This is a genomic window from Psychrobacter sp. Ps2 (assembly GCF_022129405.1).
GTDB lineage: Bacteria > Pseudomonadota > Gammaproteobacteria > Pseudomonadales > Moraxellaceae > Psychrobacter.
In genome coordinates this window covers 92,002-109,331 of sequence record NZ_JADQAM010000060.1, presented here as the reverse complement: position 1 = coordinate 109,331, position 17,330 = coordinate 92,002, and the positions used below count along the sequence as shown (strand labels likewise).

General features: G+C 43.4%; 16 protein-coding genes. 11 read left to right on the top strand and 5 right to left on the bottom strand.

What is annotated here, in order from left to right; translation table 11 throughout:
• Positions 1-20: 20 nt before the first annotated feature.
• Both I3254_RS11235 and I3254_RS11230 read right to left on the bottom strand, forming a co-directional pair.
• Complete coding sequence (locus I3254_RS11235) at positions 21-611, bottom strand: DUF934 domain-containing protein (protein WP_238052922.1); 591 nt, start codon at positions 609-611, stop codon at positions 21-23.
• Positions 604-2,289, bottom strand: a complete 1,686-nt coding sequence (locus I3254_RS11230) for a nitrite/sulfite reductase (protein ID WP_238052921.1) — start codon at positions 2,287-2,289, stop codon at positions 604-606. The genes I3254_RS11235 and I3254_RS11230 overlap by 8 nt, the downstream gene beginning before the upstream one ends.
• 343 nt (positions 2,290-2,632) lie before the next feature.
• On the opposite strand from I3254_RS11230, the gene sat reads away from it, so the two are divergent.
• On the top strand, positions 2,633-3,895 hold the full coding sequence (gene sat, locus I3254_RS11225) for a sulfate adenylyltransferase (RefSeq protein ID WP_238052920.1): 1,263 nt from the start codon (positions 2,633-2,635) through the stop codon (positions 3,893-3,895).
• A gap of 136 nt (positions 3,896-4,031) precedes the next feature.
• Here the strand turns inward: sat and I3254_RS11220 are convergent, their stop codons facing one another.
• On the bottom strand, positions 4,032-4,574 hold the full coding sequence (locus I3254_RS11220) for a hypothetical protein (protein ID WP_238052919.1): 543 nt from the start codon (positions 4,572-4,574) through the stop codon (positions 4,032-4,034).
• Positions 4,575-4,979: 405 nt separating this feature from the next.
• Between I3254_RS11220 and I3254_RS11215 the strand changes: the two genes are divergently transcribed.
• From I3254_RS11215 to cysA, 5 genes are all read left to right on the top strand, one after another.
• On the top strand, positions 4,980-6,107 hold the full coding sequence (locus tag I3254_RS11215) for a sulfate ABC transporter substrate-binding protein (RefSeq protein ID WP_238052918.1): 1,128 nt from the start codon (positions 4,980-4,982) through the stop codon (positions 6,105-6,107).
• A 268-nt stretch (positions 6,108-6,375) separates the two neighbouring features.
• On the top strand, positions 6,376-7,467 hold the full coding sequence (locus tag I3254_RS11210) for a sulfate ABC transporter substrate-binding protein (RefSeq protein WP_238052917.1): 1,092 nt from the start codon (positions 6,376-6,378) through the stop codon (positions 7,465-7,467).
• A gap of 223 nt (positions 7,468-7,690) precedes the next feature.
• Positions 7,691-8,575 carry a sulfate ABC transporter permease subunit CysT gene (gene cysT, locus I3254_RS11205; protein ID WP_057760265.1) on the top strand — a complete coding sequence of 295 codons (885 nt, stop codon included), beginning with the start codon at positions 7,691-7,693 and terminating at the stop codon, positions 8,573-8,575.
• 1 nt (position 8,576) lies between these two features.
• Entirely contained in the window at positions 8,577-9,527 is a 951-nt protein-coding gene (cysW, locus tag I3254_RS11200) for a sulfate ABC transporter permease subunit CysW (protein WP_238052916.1), read from the top strand.
• A 96-nt stretch (positions 9,528-9,623) separates the two neighbouring features.
• Entirely contained in the window at positions 9,624-10,346 is a 723-nt protein-coding gene (gene cysA, locus I3254_RS11195; RefSeq protein WP_346015388.1) for a sulfate ABC transporter ATP-binding protein, read from the top strand.
• Between the two features lie 165 nt (positions 10,347-10,511).
• Here cysA and I3254_RS11190 read toward each other — a convergent pair whose 3' ends face one another.
• Positions 10,512-10,841 carry a metalloregulator ArsR/SmtB family transcription factor gene (locus tag I3254_RS11190; RefSeq protein WP_057760261.1) on the bottom strand — a complete coding sequence of 110 codons (330 nt, stop codon included), beginning with the start codon at positions 10,839-10,841 and terminating at the stop codon, positions 10,512-10,514.
• 388 nt (positions 10,842-11,229) lie between these two features.
• On the opposite strand from I3254_RS11190, the gene I3254_RS11185 reads away from it, so the two are divergent.
• The 3 genes from I3254_RS11185 to bfr (I3254_RS11175) all read left to right on the top strand — a co-directional run bounded on the left by I3254_RS11185 (position 11,230) and on the right by bfr (I3254_RS11175) (position 12,818).
• Positions 11,230-11,421 (top strand): (2Fe-2S)-binding protein, encoded by a 192-nt coding sequence (locus I3254_RS11185; protein WP_101205900.1) that lies wholly within the window; start codon positions 11,230-11,232, stop codon positions 11,419-11,421.
• A gap of 360 nt (positions 11,422-11,781) precedes the next feature.
• Positions 11,782-12,270, top strand: a complete 489-nt coding sequence (gene bfr, locus I3254_RS11180) for a bacterioferritin (protein WP_201607172.1) — start codon at positions 11,782-11,784, stop codon at positions 12,268-12,270.
• A gap of 68 nt (positions 12,271-12,338) precedes the next feature.
• Positions 12,339-12,818 (top strand): bacterioferritin, encoded by a 480-nt coding sequence (gene bfr / locus I3254_RS11175; RefSeq protein ID WP_057760255.1) that lies wholly within the window; start codon positions 12,339-12,341, stop codon positions 12,816-12,818.
• A 181-nt stretch (positions 12,819-12,999) separates the two neighbouring features.
• On the opposite strand, the gene I3254_RS11170 is transcribed toward bfr (I3254_RS11175), so the two are convergent.
• Positions 13,000-14,376: a DHA2 family efflux MFS transporter permease subunit gene (locus I3254_RS11170; RefSeq protein WP_238052915.1), complete on the bottom strand. Its 1,377-nt coding sequence runs from the start codon at positions 14,374-14,376 to the stop codon at positions 13,000-13,002.
• Positions 14,377-14,732: 356 nt separating this feature from the next.
• Between I3254_RS11170 and yghU the strand changes: the two genes are divergently transcribed.
• On the top strand, positions 14,733-15,554 hold the full coding sequence (gene yghU, locus I3254_RS11165) for a glutathione-dependent disulfide-bond oxidoreductase (RefSeq protein ID WP_101205897.1): 822 nt from the start codon (positions 14,733-14,735) through the stop codon (positions 15,552-15,554).
• Between the two features lie 262 nt (positions 15,555-15,816).
• Positions 15,817-17,109: a DUF1176 domain-containing protein gene (locus I3254_RS11160; protein ID WP_238052914.1), complete on the top strand. Its 1,293-nt coding sequence runs from the start codon at positions 15,817-15,819 to the stop codon at positions 17,107-17,109.
• Positions 17,110-17,330: the final 221 nt, after the last annotated feature.

The following is a 17,330-nucleotide window of genomic DNA, read 5'->3' as shown; positions in this document are numbered from 1 at the left end:
TTTGATAGTGAATAATAAAATCAGTTTTTTGAGAACATCGGTAATGCTGAAGCGTCTCGACCATCATAGCTACTGGCTAGGGCAGTGAAGGCTTGGCTAATATCAGATTTAGCATCATGCTCATTGAGTACAAAGCTGGTCGCACCAGCGCGCAGCAAATAAGCGATTTGATCACGACCAAACGCGCCTGCCATGCGAATATCACCTTCATAACCAAGCTGACGCAGGGTCTGTGCAAAACTAAAACCGCGACCGTCTACAAAACTTGGGACATGAATGACGATCAAGTCTTGCGTCAATAAAAAGTCTTTTACATCAGGCAGATCATCAGCATCGGTGTTGGATGTGATCCACACACCCAATCGGCTGCTGTGCTGCTTGAGGATATCCAATACTTGCTCTAGCAAACCGTTTGCCAGTTTGCCATCAGTATTTAATAAATCTGCTAGTGGGACAAGTACATCAACTTTTTCTTGTTTGTGTAACAGCTCAAGTAAGGTCAGGTTTGATAACGCGATACCGTCAGGCAGCTGCGCTGTCGCTAGCGCTTGCCAAGTATCTTCGCCACTGATGTCTGCGCCATGGCTATCAAGCACATGATGATTACCCATAGACCTTCTCCTTAAAGGGTGCAAGGCCAATACGATTGATCAGCTCACCAAAGCCTTCTACCTCATTCTCATTAGCCACGCGTTGCTCTAGATAGACATCTACTATCTTTTGTATCGTCGTCGCGACATCATCAGATGGCACCGCTTTACCCAATATCTTGCCGATTTTGGCGTCGTTACTAGAGTTTCCGCCGAGGCTGATTTGATACCAGTATTCGCCTTTTTTATCGACACCAAGGATACCGATATCGCCGGTATGATGATGCGCACAGGCATTCATACAGCCAGACATATTGAGGCGGATTTCACCCAAATCATAAAGATAGTCGAGATCATCAAATTGCTTTTCGATTTGTTCAGCGATATTGTGGGTTGTGGCATTGGCGAGCGAGCAAAAGTCCCAGCCTGGGCAGACGATCATATCGGTGAGGGTATTGATATTTGGACGGGCCAAATGTAGCGCAACCAACTGTTGCCATAGCTCGTATAAGCGGTTGGTTTGTACATCAGCGAAAACCAGATTTTGCTGATACGTACCGCGCAATTCACCAAAGCTATAACGATCAGACAAATCGGCAAGCGCATCCATTTGCGCATCACTCAAGTCACCTGATGGCACATAACGACCGTCCACCAGTCCGGCTTTTAAAGAGATCACTACCGCACGGTAACCGTCCACCTTATGTGCCACGGTGTTTTGCTTATACCAATCAGCGAAATCTTTATTGTCTGCCAATTGTGCTTGCAACTCTGATTGTACTGCGAGCGCATCAAATGACTGATAATCAGGCATGCTAAAGTAGCTAGCAGCGGTGTCAAAATTCTCTTCAGTCAAGGTAAGCGGGCCATCTTTAGTATGTGCTTCCCACTCAGCCTCCACCAATTTGCCAAACTGATTGCCACCTAAGCTATCAACCAAAATTTTAATACGGGCTTTGTACTTGTTATCACGGCGACCATGCAAGTTATAAACGCGCAAAACGGCATCGAGATAGCTTAGTAAATGCTCACGAGGTAAAAACTTGCGAATCGTTTTGCCGATAATAGGGGTACGCCCGAGGCCACCACCAACGATCACTTCAAAGCCAAGCTCGCCTGCGTCATTGGTAACGACGTGCAGACCCACATCATGGACTTGCGTCGCAGCTCGATCCGCTTCGGTACCGATGACTGCAATTTTAAATTTACGTGGTAAAAAGGCAAACTCAGGGTGGAAGGTTGACCACTGACGGATAATCTCACAATAAGGGCGTGGGTCAGCAATTTCTTCTTTATGGATACCCGCATAAGGATCCGTTGTCGTATTACGGATACAGTTACCTGAGGTTTGGATGGCATGCATCTGTACTGTCGCAAGCTCAGCCAAAATGTCTGGCACTTCTTCTAGTTTTGGCCAGTTCAGCTGAATATTGGTACGGGTGGTCATGTGCCCATAGCCTTTATCATACTTACGGGTAATCTCGGCCAACTTGCGTAGCTGATAGCTGGCAAGCAAGCCGTAAGGAATGGCGATACGGAGCATAGGCGCATAACGCTGGATATACAAGCCGTTTTGCAATCGCAGTGGTAAGTACTGCTCCTCGGCAAGCTCACCTGCCAAAAACCGCTCGGTTTGGTCGCGAAACTGGGCGACCCGTTCTTCCACTAGCGTTTGATCAGCGTAATTATATTGATACATGACGTAATCTCAGTTTTGTTTTTAATCTTAAAATCAGCGACGAAAATGATTTGCGTGTGTAATAGGTTTTATTGCCGTTCGCAATGTAAATAATTCAGCTATACATCATATAAGCTTGTAGCCAGAAACATAAATTCCTTTCAGACATATCCATATCCAAACACAGCATAAATTTTCATAACGAAAGTTAGGTAGCCTATGCGTATCAAATTTAATGCCCAGTCGCTAGTACGCTACTTATTATCTAGCGACGGCTTTCTTCTCAGTTTTGTACATTTAATCGCTTTTGCATTTTTGCTCATCTCTTCCAACCATTCTTTTTATAAGAGGTTTTAATAACTATATGTCTCAAACTCAAAGCCAAACCCAATCACAATTCAAATCAAAGCTGGTTCCACCACATGGTAGTGCAGAGCTTAAGCCACTATTATTAAACGGTGCAGCACGTGATCAAGCATTAGAGCTTGCCAGCACATTGCCGACCATCACTCTAAGCTCACGTGAGCGCGGTGATTTAATCATGTTCGGTATTGGTGGTTTCACTCCGTTAAATGGTTTTATGAATCAAGCGGACTGGCAGGGCGTGGTAGACAATATGCGTTTGCAAAGCGGTGAAAACGCAGGTTTGTTTTGGCCAATTCCTATCACTTTGTCTGCGCCAAAAGAGACTGCGGATAATTTGAGTCAAGGCGACAAAGTAGCCTTGGTCGCTCAAGATGGCGAAGTCATGGGTATCTTGACGGTAGAAGAGACTTATACCATCGATAAAGAGCATGAGTGTCAGCAAGTATTTACGACCACGGATTCAGAGCATCCAGGCGTACAACAAGTATTGAACCAAGAAGCCGTCAATATTGCCGGTAGTGTTGAAGTATTGAGCGAAGGCGAGTTCCCAACACTATATCCAGAAATCTACAAAACGCCAGCAGAAACGCGCGCAATTTTAGATGCTAAAGGCTGGAAAACAGTGGCTGCATTCCAGACGCGTAATCCAATGCATCGTTCACATGAGTATCTGGCCAAGATTGCGATTGAAATCTGTGATGGTGTACTGATTCATTCATTATTAGGCGCATTGAAACCTGGTGACATCCCAGCAGAAGTTCGTCAAGAAGCCATCAAGACCTTGATCGATAACTACTTTAGACAAGATACCGTTATCCAAGCAGGTTATCCGTTGGATATGCGCTATGCTGGTCCACGTGAAGCATTGTTACATGCGCTATTCCGTCAAAACTATGGCTGTAGCCACCTGATTGTCGGTCGTGATCATGCGGGTGTCGGCGATTACTACGGTGCGTTTGATGCGCAAACGATTTTTGAGCACGTTGGTAAAGATGATCTTATCACTCAGCCGCTCAAAATCGGCTGGACGTTCTGGTGTAACGCTTGTAATGCGATGGCCTCTGATAAGACTTGCCCGCATGACGCCTCTGAGCACGTTAAAGTATCAGGTACTAAGCTGCGTAAAGCACTATCAGAAGACGAAGATGTACCAGATAACTTTAGCCGTCCAGAAGTGTTACAGATTTTGCGTGACTACTATGCTGGCATCGCAAAAGAAGAGCGTGCTGAGGTTAAATTAACGGGTGCATCTGCGGTATAAGGGCAGATCATCAGTATAAATAACTCGTACTAAGCCAATCATAAAAAAGGTGTCAGACTTATTGTCTGGCACCTTTTTGTTTTTATCACTACTTTTGAAATGAAAAACACGCCTTAACTCATGTTAGCGCTGTCTATTAAATCTCCAAATTTGTTGCCAGCTTTTTATATTCTCCAGCAAGCGAGCCGCCACCTGAGCAAAAATAGTTCAGTGCATACTTATCTGGGCTGTCGATGATGATGGAGTCGTCTTTAAATTGGAAAAAAGCAGTGCTGCCATTTACCTTTGCCTGGAAAATCGTACCGTGAGCAGTATCTTGCCCCATGAGTGTTGCCTTACCATCGAAGTGACAAGTAGGTTTTTTGATATCGCTGCGTGAGCGAACTTTAATGTCAATCTGTCGATCACCATCTGCTCGTACCATCACGCCAACCCAATCATAGCCTTGTGCTCGTTTGTCGTAGTCGGCAGTAGCGTAATCCGCTGAAACCTTGTTTGTTGAAACTTTATCTATTGGAAATCTGTCTGCTGAGACATTGTCACCCAAATCATTATTTTGAATAGCTGGCAAAGCAGATGTTGTACTGGCAACTGATTTAACCCTGCTGTGGCTATCGCTATCAACAGTAGGCGACATACTATTACAGCCTGTTAAAGCAGCTAGGGTAGAGGTCATCATTATTAGCCCTACAATAGAACGAAATTGATGGTATGAAGTATTCATATAAGGGCCTTTGGTCAAGTAGGAGGGTAAGGTTTGCATAGTATCGGAATAATGAAAGTATCATTAATACAGCAAACTTTATGACGTACAAATAATGGTACAGCCTACCCAAATCATAGTCTACTTAATAAACCTGCCAGCAACTACTCAACCCATTTTATTCTTAATGATGCAAAACGATTGCTCCTATCACTTATGCCAACTTCACTAGTCGATAAGCTAATTCGTCACTAAGCGTTTGCTATTTATGCTGCTAGCATAGCTTGCATCATCCCGACAACTGAACTCAAAAGATTGTAGGCCCTGTGATGATGGTCAAGATTTTGACAAAACGCTTCTACTACTTTTATCGAGAGCATCATGCAAAAAAAATTTCAACAAATCAGCATTGCTAGCATTCAATCAACTAATAATAAGCCTGTAAAAGCACGTGTACTTGCCACCAGCGGCATGTTTGCAGCAGCGATGATAATGACAGGCTGCAGTCCAACAGAAGCGACGCAAGATGACACGGCAAATAGTGCCAGTGGCGGGACACAGGATATTAATCTACTCAACGTCTCCTATGATGTGTCGCGCGACTTTTATAAAGACTACAACACCTTATTCAGTACCGACTACCAGAAGACTCACCCAAATAGCAAAGTAAATATCAATCAGTCACATGGCGGCTCTAGTAAGCAAGCGCTCTCTGTTGCCAATGGTCTGCAAGCGGATGTGGTGACCTTTAACCAAGAGAGCGATATGAATCTATTGGTGGAAAAAGGCTTAGTCGCTGCTGACTGGCAGCAAGCACTACCAAATAATGCCGTGCCGTACACCAGCACCATGGTGCTACTGGTTCGCGCTGGTAATCCAAAAAATATCAAAGACTGGTCAGATTTGGCCCGTAATGATATCGATGTGGTCATCCCGAATCCGAAAACCAGTGGCACGGCGCGTTATGCCTTTTTGGGTGCTTATGGCTACGGCTTGCACCAATTCAAAGAAAGCAGTAATGAAAATCCTGTAAAAACCAATGACTTTATCAAGAAGTTGCTGGCAAACGTGGTCACTTATGACAATGGGGCGCGCGCTGCAACGACCAGCTTTACTCAGCGTGGTCTAGGGGATGTGTTGATCACGACTGAAAACGAAGCACATTTGACTGCCCAACAATTTGCAAAGGGTAACGTTGACATCGTATATCCGAGCTATTCGATTACGATTGCCAACCCGGTAGCGGTCGTAACGGCAGTGACTGAAAAATCTGGTAAGACGGAAGCAGCTAGTGCTTATCTGAAAGGCTTATGGGATAAGCCTGCCCAAGAGCTCATGGCAAAAATGTATATGCGTCCAAGTGATGAGCAAATCCTAGCTGCTCACAAAGATACTTTGCCTGATATTGAAACGTTTGAACCTGTGGCTGTGTTTGGCTCATGGGCAGAGATTATGGATGCTTTCTTTGTAGATGGCGGCCGCTTTGATCAGCTGGCAACCACGAATTAGTCGTTAATTCTCAGTTTATAGAACTATCTATCTTAGCCGCTTTCAATGAAACGCGGACAAGATAGATAGGGCGCATGCCAGTATTAAAACCATCAATAAACAAACAGTCAGTTATACATACAGATTCTTTTAACAACTTATTGATATATCTGGCTTTGTTTACTGGTTATTCCCTTTTGGCAATAACATACGCATATTCATCATTAAACATAATAAGATGGCGCTGTTAGCATACTTGCATTACACAACAGACATCTTTGAGGTATTTATGACAGACGTAGCTCTTTATCAACAGAAAAGTAAAACTCTTAGTGCCTTGAGTATTGCTGGCGTTGCTTTGACTCTTGGTCTAGCTGGTTGTAGCAACAGTGAGACTACTGAGGCCGCAGCTGATGGTTCAGCGACGACAGAAGGGCAAAATATCGAGCTACTTAATGTCTCATACGATGTGGCACGTGATTTCTACAAAGACTACAACCCGTTGTTTGTTGAGCACTACAAAGCTGAGAACCCAAACAGCAATATCTTAATCAAACAATCACATGGCGGCTCAAGCAAACAGGCATTGTCTGTTGCCAACGGTCTACAAGCCGATGTTGCTACCATGAACCAAGGCTCTGATATTGAGCTGCTTGAGAAAAAAGGCTTGGTTGAGTCAGATTGGGAAAGCAAATTCCCAGACAACGCAGTGCCGTTTACCAGTACGATCGTATTTTTGGTACGTAAAGACAATCCAAAAAACATCAAAGACTGGGAAGATTTGACCAAAGACGGTGTTGAGATTGTCATGGCCAATCCAAAAGTGACAGGTAACGGTCGTTATGCGTTCTTGGGTGCTTATGGTTATGGTCTACATGCTTTTAATGAAGATGAAACAAAAGCTAAAGGCTACGTAAAAGACATGCTAAAAAATGTCAAAGTCTATGAAAACGGCGGACGTGCCGCGACAACGACTTTCGTACAGCGCGGTATTGGTGATGTATTGGTTACTTTTGAAAACGAAGCCAACCTTGCAGCGACTGATTTTGGCGCAGGTCAAGTAGACATCGTTTATCCAAAATACTCAATTAAATCAGAAAGCCCTGTAGCAGTTGTGAAGACGGTAACAGATAAAAAAGGCACTACAGACGCTGCCAAAGCGTACCTTGATTACTTATGGAGTGAGCCTGCTCAGCAGCTAGCGGCCAATCTATATCTACGTCCTAGCGTTAAGAGCGTTCTTGACAAAAACGGTGACAAATTACCGCCAGTTGAGACTTTCCGCCCGAATGATGCCTTTGGTACGTGGGATGAGATCATGAGCACTTACTTCAGCGATGGCGGTGTATTTGACCAATTGGCAATTAACGCGCCTCAGTAATCACTTGCTAAGTACTTAGAGCAGCTACTGCGCTAACCGCTGGAACGGATTAACTCAATTATTCGTACAGTCAGTCATGAAGCACCCCATAAAGGACATGGTCGTACGCACTATGTCCTTTATATCATAAGCCGACCAATAATAATTTTGATAACAATGGTAATAATGGTCTTACAGTGAGCACCCTCGCTAAATACCATCAGTTAGGCAATAGGACATCACTATGAGTGCAACATCTTCTTCTGCCAGTAAGCCCGGCAATAAAAAAGGTTGGCTGACCCGTTTGCGTCAGCGCAATGTGCTACCCGGGTTCGGTCTGAGCATGGGTATTACTGTCTTTAGCTTGTCGTTATTGGTGGTGCTACCGTTTGCCATGATGGCCTATACCACAACTCAGATGGGTTGGACGGGTTTTTGGGAAACCATCACCCAGCCGCAAGTCACTGCTGCAATTAAGCTCAGCTTATGGATGTCGTTTTTGGCGATGCTGACCAATATGGTCTTTGGTACACTGGTTGCGTGGGTACTTGTCCGCTATGAGTTTTGGGGTAAGTCACTGATTAATGCCTTGGTTGATTTACCATTTGCACTACCAACGGCCGTTACAGGTATCTCGCTTGCCACTTTATATGCACCTAATGGTTTGATTGGTCAATGGTTTGCCAAGTTCGATATTCAGGTTGCCTTTACGCCGATAGGTATTTGGCTAGCACTGGTTGTGGTGAGCTTCCCCTTTATTGTCCGTGCGGTGCAGCCCGTACTTGCTGAGCTGTCTGTTGAGTTTGAAGAAGCGGCTGCAGTATTGGGCGCTAATCGTTTGACAACTTTTCGTAAAGTGATTTTGCCGGAGTTATTGCCAGCCTTGCTGATGGGTGCAGGTATGATGTTTGCTCGTGCCACTGGCGAGTATGGTTCAGTTATCTTTATCGCGGGCAATATTCCGATGCAGTCTGAGATTTTACCGCTCATTATTATCAGTAAGCTTGAGCAGTTTGATATTCAAGGTGCTTCTGCGGTTGCACTATTTATGCTACTCATATCATTTGTCATCTTGCTGACCATCAATATTATGCAGTGGAAACTGTCGCGCCGTGTAGGAGCTCGCTAATATGCAAATATCTAATAGCTACGACTACCAAAGCAACGCTGCGACCAAAGATACCCCATGGATACGCCGTACCTTTATTGCCATTGCGGTGCTATTCATGATTGTCATGTTGGTCATTCCATTACTGGCTGTGTTTTACGAAGCCTTTAAAAATGGTTGGCAGCTATATATTGCTTCATTAGTAGACCCTGAAGCTTTGCAAGCCATCAAACTGACATTGATCACAGCGGCGATTGTCTTACCAATTAATATGGTAATGGGCATCGCAATTGCATGGTTGGTCACGCGCTATCAGTTTAAAGGTAAGCAGCTGGTCACCACTTTACTAGATTTGCCATTTTCGGTATCACCAGTGGTTGCAGGTTTGATGTTTGTGTTGCTGTTTGGACTGAACTCTACTATCGGCGGCTGGCTTGAGAGTATGGGTTTCCAAGTAATATATGCAGTACCTGGTATCATTTTGGCGACGCTATTTGTGACCTTTCCTTTTGTTGCGCGTGAGCTGATCCCATTGATGCAGACTCAAGGCGATTCTGAGGAGCAAGCAGCGTTAACCTTAGGCGCGACTGGTTGGCAGACGTTTTGGCATGTGACACTGCCTAATATCAAATGGGCGCTGCTATATGGTTTGATTCTGACTAATGCGCGCGCGATGGGTGAGTTTGGTGCCGTCAGTGTGGTATCTGGTCACATTCGCGGCGAGACTAACACCATGCCGCTATTGGTTGAGATTGCCTATAACGATTATAACTTTACCGCTGCGTTTGCCTTATCGAGCATATTGGCTGCACTTGCCTTAGTGACGCTACTGATTCAGCAAGTCATGACCAAGATACAAGAGCGTAAATTTGCCAAGTCTGAGCGGCTTGCCAGTGCACCTGAGCTGCCAGTAAGTGCTAACGCCACTGCCGCCACTGAATCGACGAGTGCGGACAGTACTGGCAAGGTATAACTGCCATTATCTGATAAATGATGTTAATACTACGGATGCAGTCGCTACTCAGCTACTTGCCACGATACGACAAAAGATATAATAAGAGATACGATTATGAGCATTGAGATTCGCAACGTTAATAAAAAATTCGGCAATTTTACGGCTTTGGACAATATCAATATCACTGTGCCGACTGGCAAACTGACGACGTTGCTAGGTCCATCAGGCTGCGGTAAGACCACCTTGCTACGTATTATCGCAGGTCTGGAATATGCTGACTCTGGACAGGTATTGTTTGATGAGCTAGATGTGACTAATACCCCAGTTCAAAAGCGCCATATTGGCTTTATGTTTCAGCATTATGCGCTGTTTCGCCATAAAAACATCGCGGACAATGTGGCCTTTGGATTGACTTTGTTGCCAAAAAACGAACGCCCAAGCAAAGCTGATATCAATAAGCGTGTGGCAGAGCTCTTAGACCTTGTACAGCTACCACAAGTTGCCAATGCTTATCCACATCAGCTATCAGGTGGTCAGCGTCAGCGCATTGCCTTAGCACGTGCACTTGCTGTCAAACCGAAGCTGTTGCTGCTAGATGAGCCGTTTGGTGCACTAGATGCCAAAGTCCGTAAAGAGCTGCGCACATGGCTAAAAAACATCCACCACGACCTTGGTATCACCAGTATCATGGTAACGCACGATCAAGAAGAGGCACGTGCGGTATCAGATGAGATCGTCGTGATGAATCAGGGCCGAGTAGAGCAGGTAGGCACTTCAGAAGAGCTAATACACCAGCCAGCCAATGCCTTTATTAGCGACTTCTTAGATCTTGTATAAGCATTTGATCTAGCGCAATTTAAGTCAAATTATCAATAGTTGAGCAAAAAAAAGACCTACGAAAGTAGGTCTTTTTTGGTCTGGAGCATTGCCGCAGATTTATGGTCTTTAACGCTTTTTATAAAGCACAGTCAAAGAACCAAAAATCTAAGCGGACACTAGTGTCTAAGCAAGATCTGATACATCTCTACTAGTGCCTCTAGGAGTGATTTGCTCGTAGGTGATGTCCAAGATATCTTGACACCAATCTGGTAAATCATCAGCGACCTCATACCACATCCAAGTACCATCACGTACACAGCTCAAAATACCCAATTTTTTCAAATGGTTTAGGTGGCGTGATATCGTTGGTTGTGGCTGGTCCAGCATATCTACCAAATCACCCACGCAACGTGCTTCTTTTTTAAAAAGAATTTGAAATATTTTTAGACGTGTCGGATCAGATAGGACTTTGAATAAATCGATAGGTCGTATCGTAAAATTATTATCAGACATAGGTGAATTCCAATGGGCTTCGTTAATAGGGGTTCAATATAACAGCAGTTATCTACAAAATCGATTAAAAAATAATCAAATTTACAGTTCATCGTCAATTCACTACCTTTGACAATATTCGGTTACACGCACACTTATATCCACTTACATAAATGAACTGCCTGTAATATAAGGATACTGTCTCGAAAAATAAATATATCGAATGTGATTGAAAATGATAATAATTATCGTTATTATACTGCAAGCGATAAACGTGATTTCAACGACTAAGTTTTCATTGCTAAAAAACAGTAAATTATCCGTTTATCAATGACACTTATCACAAAGGTTTTTATATAAGTGTCGTATGCCGTCATTATCGAATAGTGGTATTCCGAGGAGCCAATCCATGTACGTATGTATCTGCAACAACGTAAAAGAAAAGCAAATCAAAGCAGCTATTGCTGCAGGTGTTGATACGCTCGATGGTCTAAAAGATACGCTCGATGTAGCAACGTGCTGTGGCTGTTGTGAGCCGATGGTCAATGACTACCTAGACGAACACCATGCAAAACTCGACAATCTAGCATACGCTGTTTAAATATTATCAATTATATACCTTGTAATATAATACGATAAAATATATTCAATATTCTGTATCTAACTTTATTATACCTAAAGGGTCGGGTGCAAGCGTCCATATAATCTCACTCAAACGCCAACATGTTACATAACACATATCAATACTAGTTGTAGCTAATTATGATTCTCAATTAGCATCTTATTCTTAGTTCATAACGTTACACCCTATACTGCGCCTGTATGCTACTATATTTACCTAAGATTAGAAGCCATTTTATTGATTTTGATTTTTACTGATCAGTTCGCCAATTATGCTATCCTTATATAATAAATTGTGGATATATGGTGATCGGTAAAAATAAATAGGGGAGTACGCGTTATGATAGGTAGCCAGAAAGTCATTGATTATTTGAATTTCTTACTAGGTGGTGAGCTTGCCGCTCGTGACCAATATTTTATCCATTCAGAGATGTATGCTGAGTGGCACTATGGCAAGTTATACGACCGTATCCATCATGAAATGGAAGACGAAACGCTACACGCACAGAATATCATTCGCCGTATCTTGATGTTGAGTGGCACGCCAAAGATGTCTGTCGATGCTATCCATATTGGTGCGACTGTCCCTGAGATGTTGCAGTTTGACCTAGATTTAGAGTATCAAGTACAAAAGCATCTAAAAGAAGGTATTGCACTTTGCGAAGCAGAGCATGACTATGTCACGCGTGAGATGTTGGTCGAGCAACTGAAAGACACCGAAGAAGATCATGCGCATTGGCTTGAGCAGCAGCTCCGTCTCATCGACATGATTGGTCTACCGAATTACCTACAAAGCCAAGTGGCTGAAGTCACTCCTAATATTGTCTGATATCATCCTACGTATGAATAGCATTCACAGTATTTAGCATAAATAACAGAGATTAAGGGAGAAAGGTAATGACAGGGGATAAAGAAGTTATTCGCGCGTTAAATAAAGTACTTGGGCAATCACTGATTGCCATCAACCAGTATTTTTTGCATGCACGTATTGCACGTCATTGGGGGCTAGAAGCACTTAATGACTCATTATATAAGCAATCTATTGCTGAGATGAAATGGTCAGACGACCTAATCGCTCGTATTTTATTGCTAGGCGGTTTGCCAAACTTGCAAGAACTGGGCAAAGTATTGGTTGGCGAAGATGTACCAGAAATCATTGAGTGCAACCTACGCCTTGAGAGACAAAAATTCGATATTATTACTGATGCCGTCACCTTATGTGAGACAAAGTCGGACTATGTTTCTCGCCAGCTATTAGTCACGCTAAAAGATGGCAATGAAGAGTATGAAGATTGGTTAGAGACGCAGCAGGACTTAATCGAGAGTATTGGTGTAGAGCGCTACATCCAATCGCAAATGAGTGATGATGACGCATAATAGTATTAACTATTGATGTAAGTCGTAATAAAAAGCCAGTATGAGATTGATAATCCAATCGCTTACTGGCTTTTCTCTGTCTATAGATAAGCTATTTTTAACGTTTCGGCTATATAGAATAGAGATGTGTCGTACGTAAAGTCTCACTTAATAGAAAGCTTTTCTCGATTGAAGACACGCCCTAGTATAAACCGCGGCCATCCTCAGGTTTTAAACGTAAAAAATACAGCCCCGAGAGAATGGTCAAAATGCCCAATATCCAATAAGTGGTTTGGAACGCTACTAGTGTATCCATCTGTAGACGCTCACGTAATAGATTCAATACAGCAGCACCGAACGCAATACCAAAGCTAATCGCTAGCTGCTGATTAACTGCCATTAAGCTGTTACCACTACTGGTTTGTGTGCCCTGTAAATCGCCAATCGTAATCGTATTCATCGCACTGAACTGCATGGAGTTACAGGCACCCATGATGGTCAGAATAGGTATAAACCATAGCCACTGCGAGGCATCATTAAACTGCGCTAGCACAATGATAAGCGAACCCATAAACAAGGTATTGTAGACCAGCACCTTACGATAGCTAAACCGCTGAATAATCTTGCTAACCCAAGGTTTAATACCTATAGCACCAACCGCAATCGGGGCAAGTAGCCAACCTGCCTGCGAAGGTGAGTACTCAAACACCACTTGTAGTAATAAGGGCAGCAAAAAGGGCACGGCACTGATACCAAGCCGCGTAAACAAGTTGCCTGTAATACCGATTCGAAAGGTGCGAATATCAAACAAGCTGAGTGGAAACAGGGGAGCTGCTCGCCGTTTGGCATGCCAGACATACGCGCCGATCAATAGACTTGCGGCCAACCCAAGCAACAACCCATAAACCCCGCGACCTATCTGTGAACCAAACTCGACAGCCAGTGTGAACCCGCAAGCAGCGGCAGCAAACAATACAAACCCTGTCCAATCAAGACGCTTGGTATCTTCAAATAGCGCTGGAACCAGTTTTTTGCCCATAATAAAACCTGCCACACCCATCGGTATATTGATCGAAAATATCCAATGCCAGCTAGCATATTGCACGATATAGCCGCCTAATACTGGACCGACTAGCGGTGCAACCAACGCTGGTATCACAGCGAAATTCATCACAGTGAGCAGCTTATTGCGCGGATAAGACTTAACCAATATCAAACGAGCGACAGGCGTCATCATGGCACCGCCGATACCCTGTACCACACGTGAGGCAACCAAAAAATCTAGCGTTTGCGATGTAGCACACAGTAATGAGCCAATACAAAAAATGATGACCGCGGATAGAAATACGCGGCGTGTGCCATATTTATCCGCTAAAAAACCACTGATAGGGATAAAAATCGCCAAGGTTAATGCATAGCTGATGACGGCCCATTGCATCTTCAATGGTGACTCACCCAGTGCTTGCGCCATTTGTGGCAACGAGGTATTCAAAATAGTAGCGTCTAAAATCTGCATAAATAGCGCTACCGCTAGCACATAGGGTAAGTATTTATCTTGAGTCGGGGTGAGCGTTACCATGTGAGTCCCATTGAACGTCTCGTTATGAAGTAAGAAAATAGCGGATTTGCGAACAGATCACTATGCAAGCTGAGTAGTATAAGAAAGCTTAACTCATAATAAAAGTGACTCAAAGTAACTAATATAAGATAACTTATATAAGATAACTTATATAAGAGCAACGATGCGAAAGGTAGCTAATAAAAAGGCAAAGAGGTGAAATAAGACAAAAAATTCGATGCGTGCTAATAGCTCGTCTCTATTTACTTTGGCAGTAGAAACACAACATTGATTACAAGAGAGGACTTTAATATCGTTACGAGTTCTCGTTATAGTAAACCTTCGCGGCAGTCATAAATACAAACCGAGGATAAATTATGAGTCAAGATAATAATAAATACGTACCACCAAAAGTTTGGACGCAAGATAAAGACAACGGCGGCAAGTTTGCTAGTATTAATAGTCCAACGTCTGGAGCTCGCTATGATAAAGAGCTGCCCGTTGGTGATGCCCCGTTACAGCTGTACTCGTTAAATACACCAAATGGTGTCAAGGTAAACATACTATTAGAAGAGCTGGCAGAGCTTGGTATTGATGGGGCAGCATATGATGCCTACAAAATCGATATTTCTAAAGGCGAGCAGTTTGGCTCAGGGTTCGTAGAGATAAACCCCAATTCAAAGATTCCAGCCTTGGTCGATCATTCTACTGATACAGCGGGGGAGCCGATAGCACTCTTTGAGTCAGGCGCTATCCTAATGTATCTAGCAGAAAAGTTTGATAAATTTCTGCCACTGGCTACTGGCAAAGCGCGAGCAGATTGTCTGTCTTGGATTATGTGGCAAATGGGTAGCGCGCCTTTCTTAGGTGGCGGCTTTGGGCACTTTTATGCGTATGCGCCTGAACCTCTAGAATATCCAATTAATCGCTATACGATGGAAACCAAGCGTCAGCTCGATGTATTAGATACGCATCTAAAAGACCATGAGTACCTATGCGGCAATGATGAATCTGATTACAACATTGCGGATATGATTGTCTGGTCTTGGTATGGTCAGTTGGCACTAGGTAAGCTCTATGACGCAGCAGAGTTTTTGCAAGTAGAAGACTACAAACACTTGCAGCGTTGGGCTAAGAAAATCGCCGAACGTCCTGCGGTCAAACGTGCAGTAGCGCTAGAGCTAAAACCAATCGACTAAACTAAGTACTCAGTACAGCTTAGATCTAACAGTACAGTTTAAGCATAAATAAACCTTAAACAGAGCAGCAAGGCTGATAAGCAAATAGCTTATCAGCCTTTTTATATATTCATAAAAATGAATATAACGTATGCTAGGTCTTCCTTTTGTATTTACAAAATGATACATTAGTACAACAGATAGAAACACTAGTGCGTTAAGATAGCCGAGCACCATTACAATAGACAGGTGTTTATACTTCTTCTACTGAAAGGTGATGATTATGAAAGACAATAATTATATAAACAATATGTCGCTATCAAAAGGCGTTGATTTAACTGGTGTTAGTAGGTCAGGGATTACCTATGACGATAATAAGTATGATGACAATAGCTATAAAGATAGTGCCCAGTTTAATAAAAATCCCAAAAACATCATTGTAGAGTATTACTCAGAAAACATACCTAAAAAAATAAAAGAACAACCCACCTATATGATAAAAAATAAAATATTACTGCCTGTACTTGCAGCGCTTAGTACCGCTTTATTTAGTACCACCAGTATGGCCAGTACATCGACTGAGTTTACCAGTCAAGACTGGCAAGTCGCTTGTGATAATACGCGTACATGCCGGCTGGCAGGGTATCAAGCAGAGAATAACAGCGAGTTCCCTGTTTCTATATTGCTCGTACGCCGCGCAGGTGCGAATGCTGGCGTGGATGGTAAAGTAAAGCTTGGCGGGGCAAAGGACAGCTCGTCTAAAGCCCTAATGCAGCTCGGTAATCGTCATCGCATCTCGTTGTTTATTAATGACAAGGATTATGGTGAGACGAAGCCATATTCAGCCGCTGCAGGTAACGCTGAGCTTACTCAAGCGCAGGTAACTGCATTATTAGAGGCGTTGACCAAATCTAGTAAGATTACGTTGGCCTTGCGCAATTCACGTTGGCAGCTCTCTGACAAAGGTGCCAGTGCTGCTATGCTAAAAGCCGATGAGTTCCAAGGTCGCGTTGGTACATCCAGTGCTTTTATCAAAAATGACGATGCTGCTAAATCTAGTGGCGGTATATTACCTCCCAAAGCCGCGCCAGTACTGCAGTTCATCGTTCCAAGCGCCAAAGCGGACGATGGTAATGACAAAAAGTTTGTAATGAGGTCCTCTCAGTTGGCAGCGTTGGTAAAAGGCACAATGAAAGATGCAGACAGCGTTTGTCCCAATCTTTCAGACAAATCACCTTGGCGTATCAGTCGTCTAAATGGCTCTCAGCTGTTGGCACAGCATGAGTGCTGGACAGGCGCTTATAACGCTGGAGCAGGGGTTTGGGTGCTCAATGATAGTAAACCTTATAAGCCAACGTTGGTTACGACCAATGCTACTGGCTACGATAAAGGCAAGCTTACCTCTGTACAAAAAGGTCGCGGCATCGGTGATTGCATGAGCAAAACCGATTGGCTATGGACGGGCCGTGCATTTGAAAAAAGCCATGAAAGCACCACTGGACTTTGCCGCTTAATCGAGGCGGGCGGGGCATGGCAGCTACCTACTTATGTAACAGAAGTCAAAGTAGTACGATAGATAAATAGTGAGTAGCTCATTTGCTTTAGTTATTCAATTCTGCTGTAGTTATTAAATAAAACAACTAAACTTGTTTATTATCAACACTGTTAGTGCTTATTTACTCAGTAATTGAAGAAATAGGTACATATATTTTTTTATTGTGCTATACTGCGTCGCCACGTTAGCTTAGGCTTTCGTGAATTATGAGATTGATAACATCGCCTGCGATTTTGGGTCTA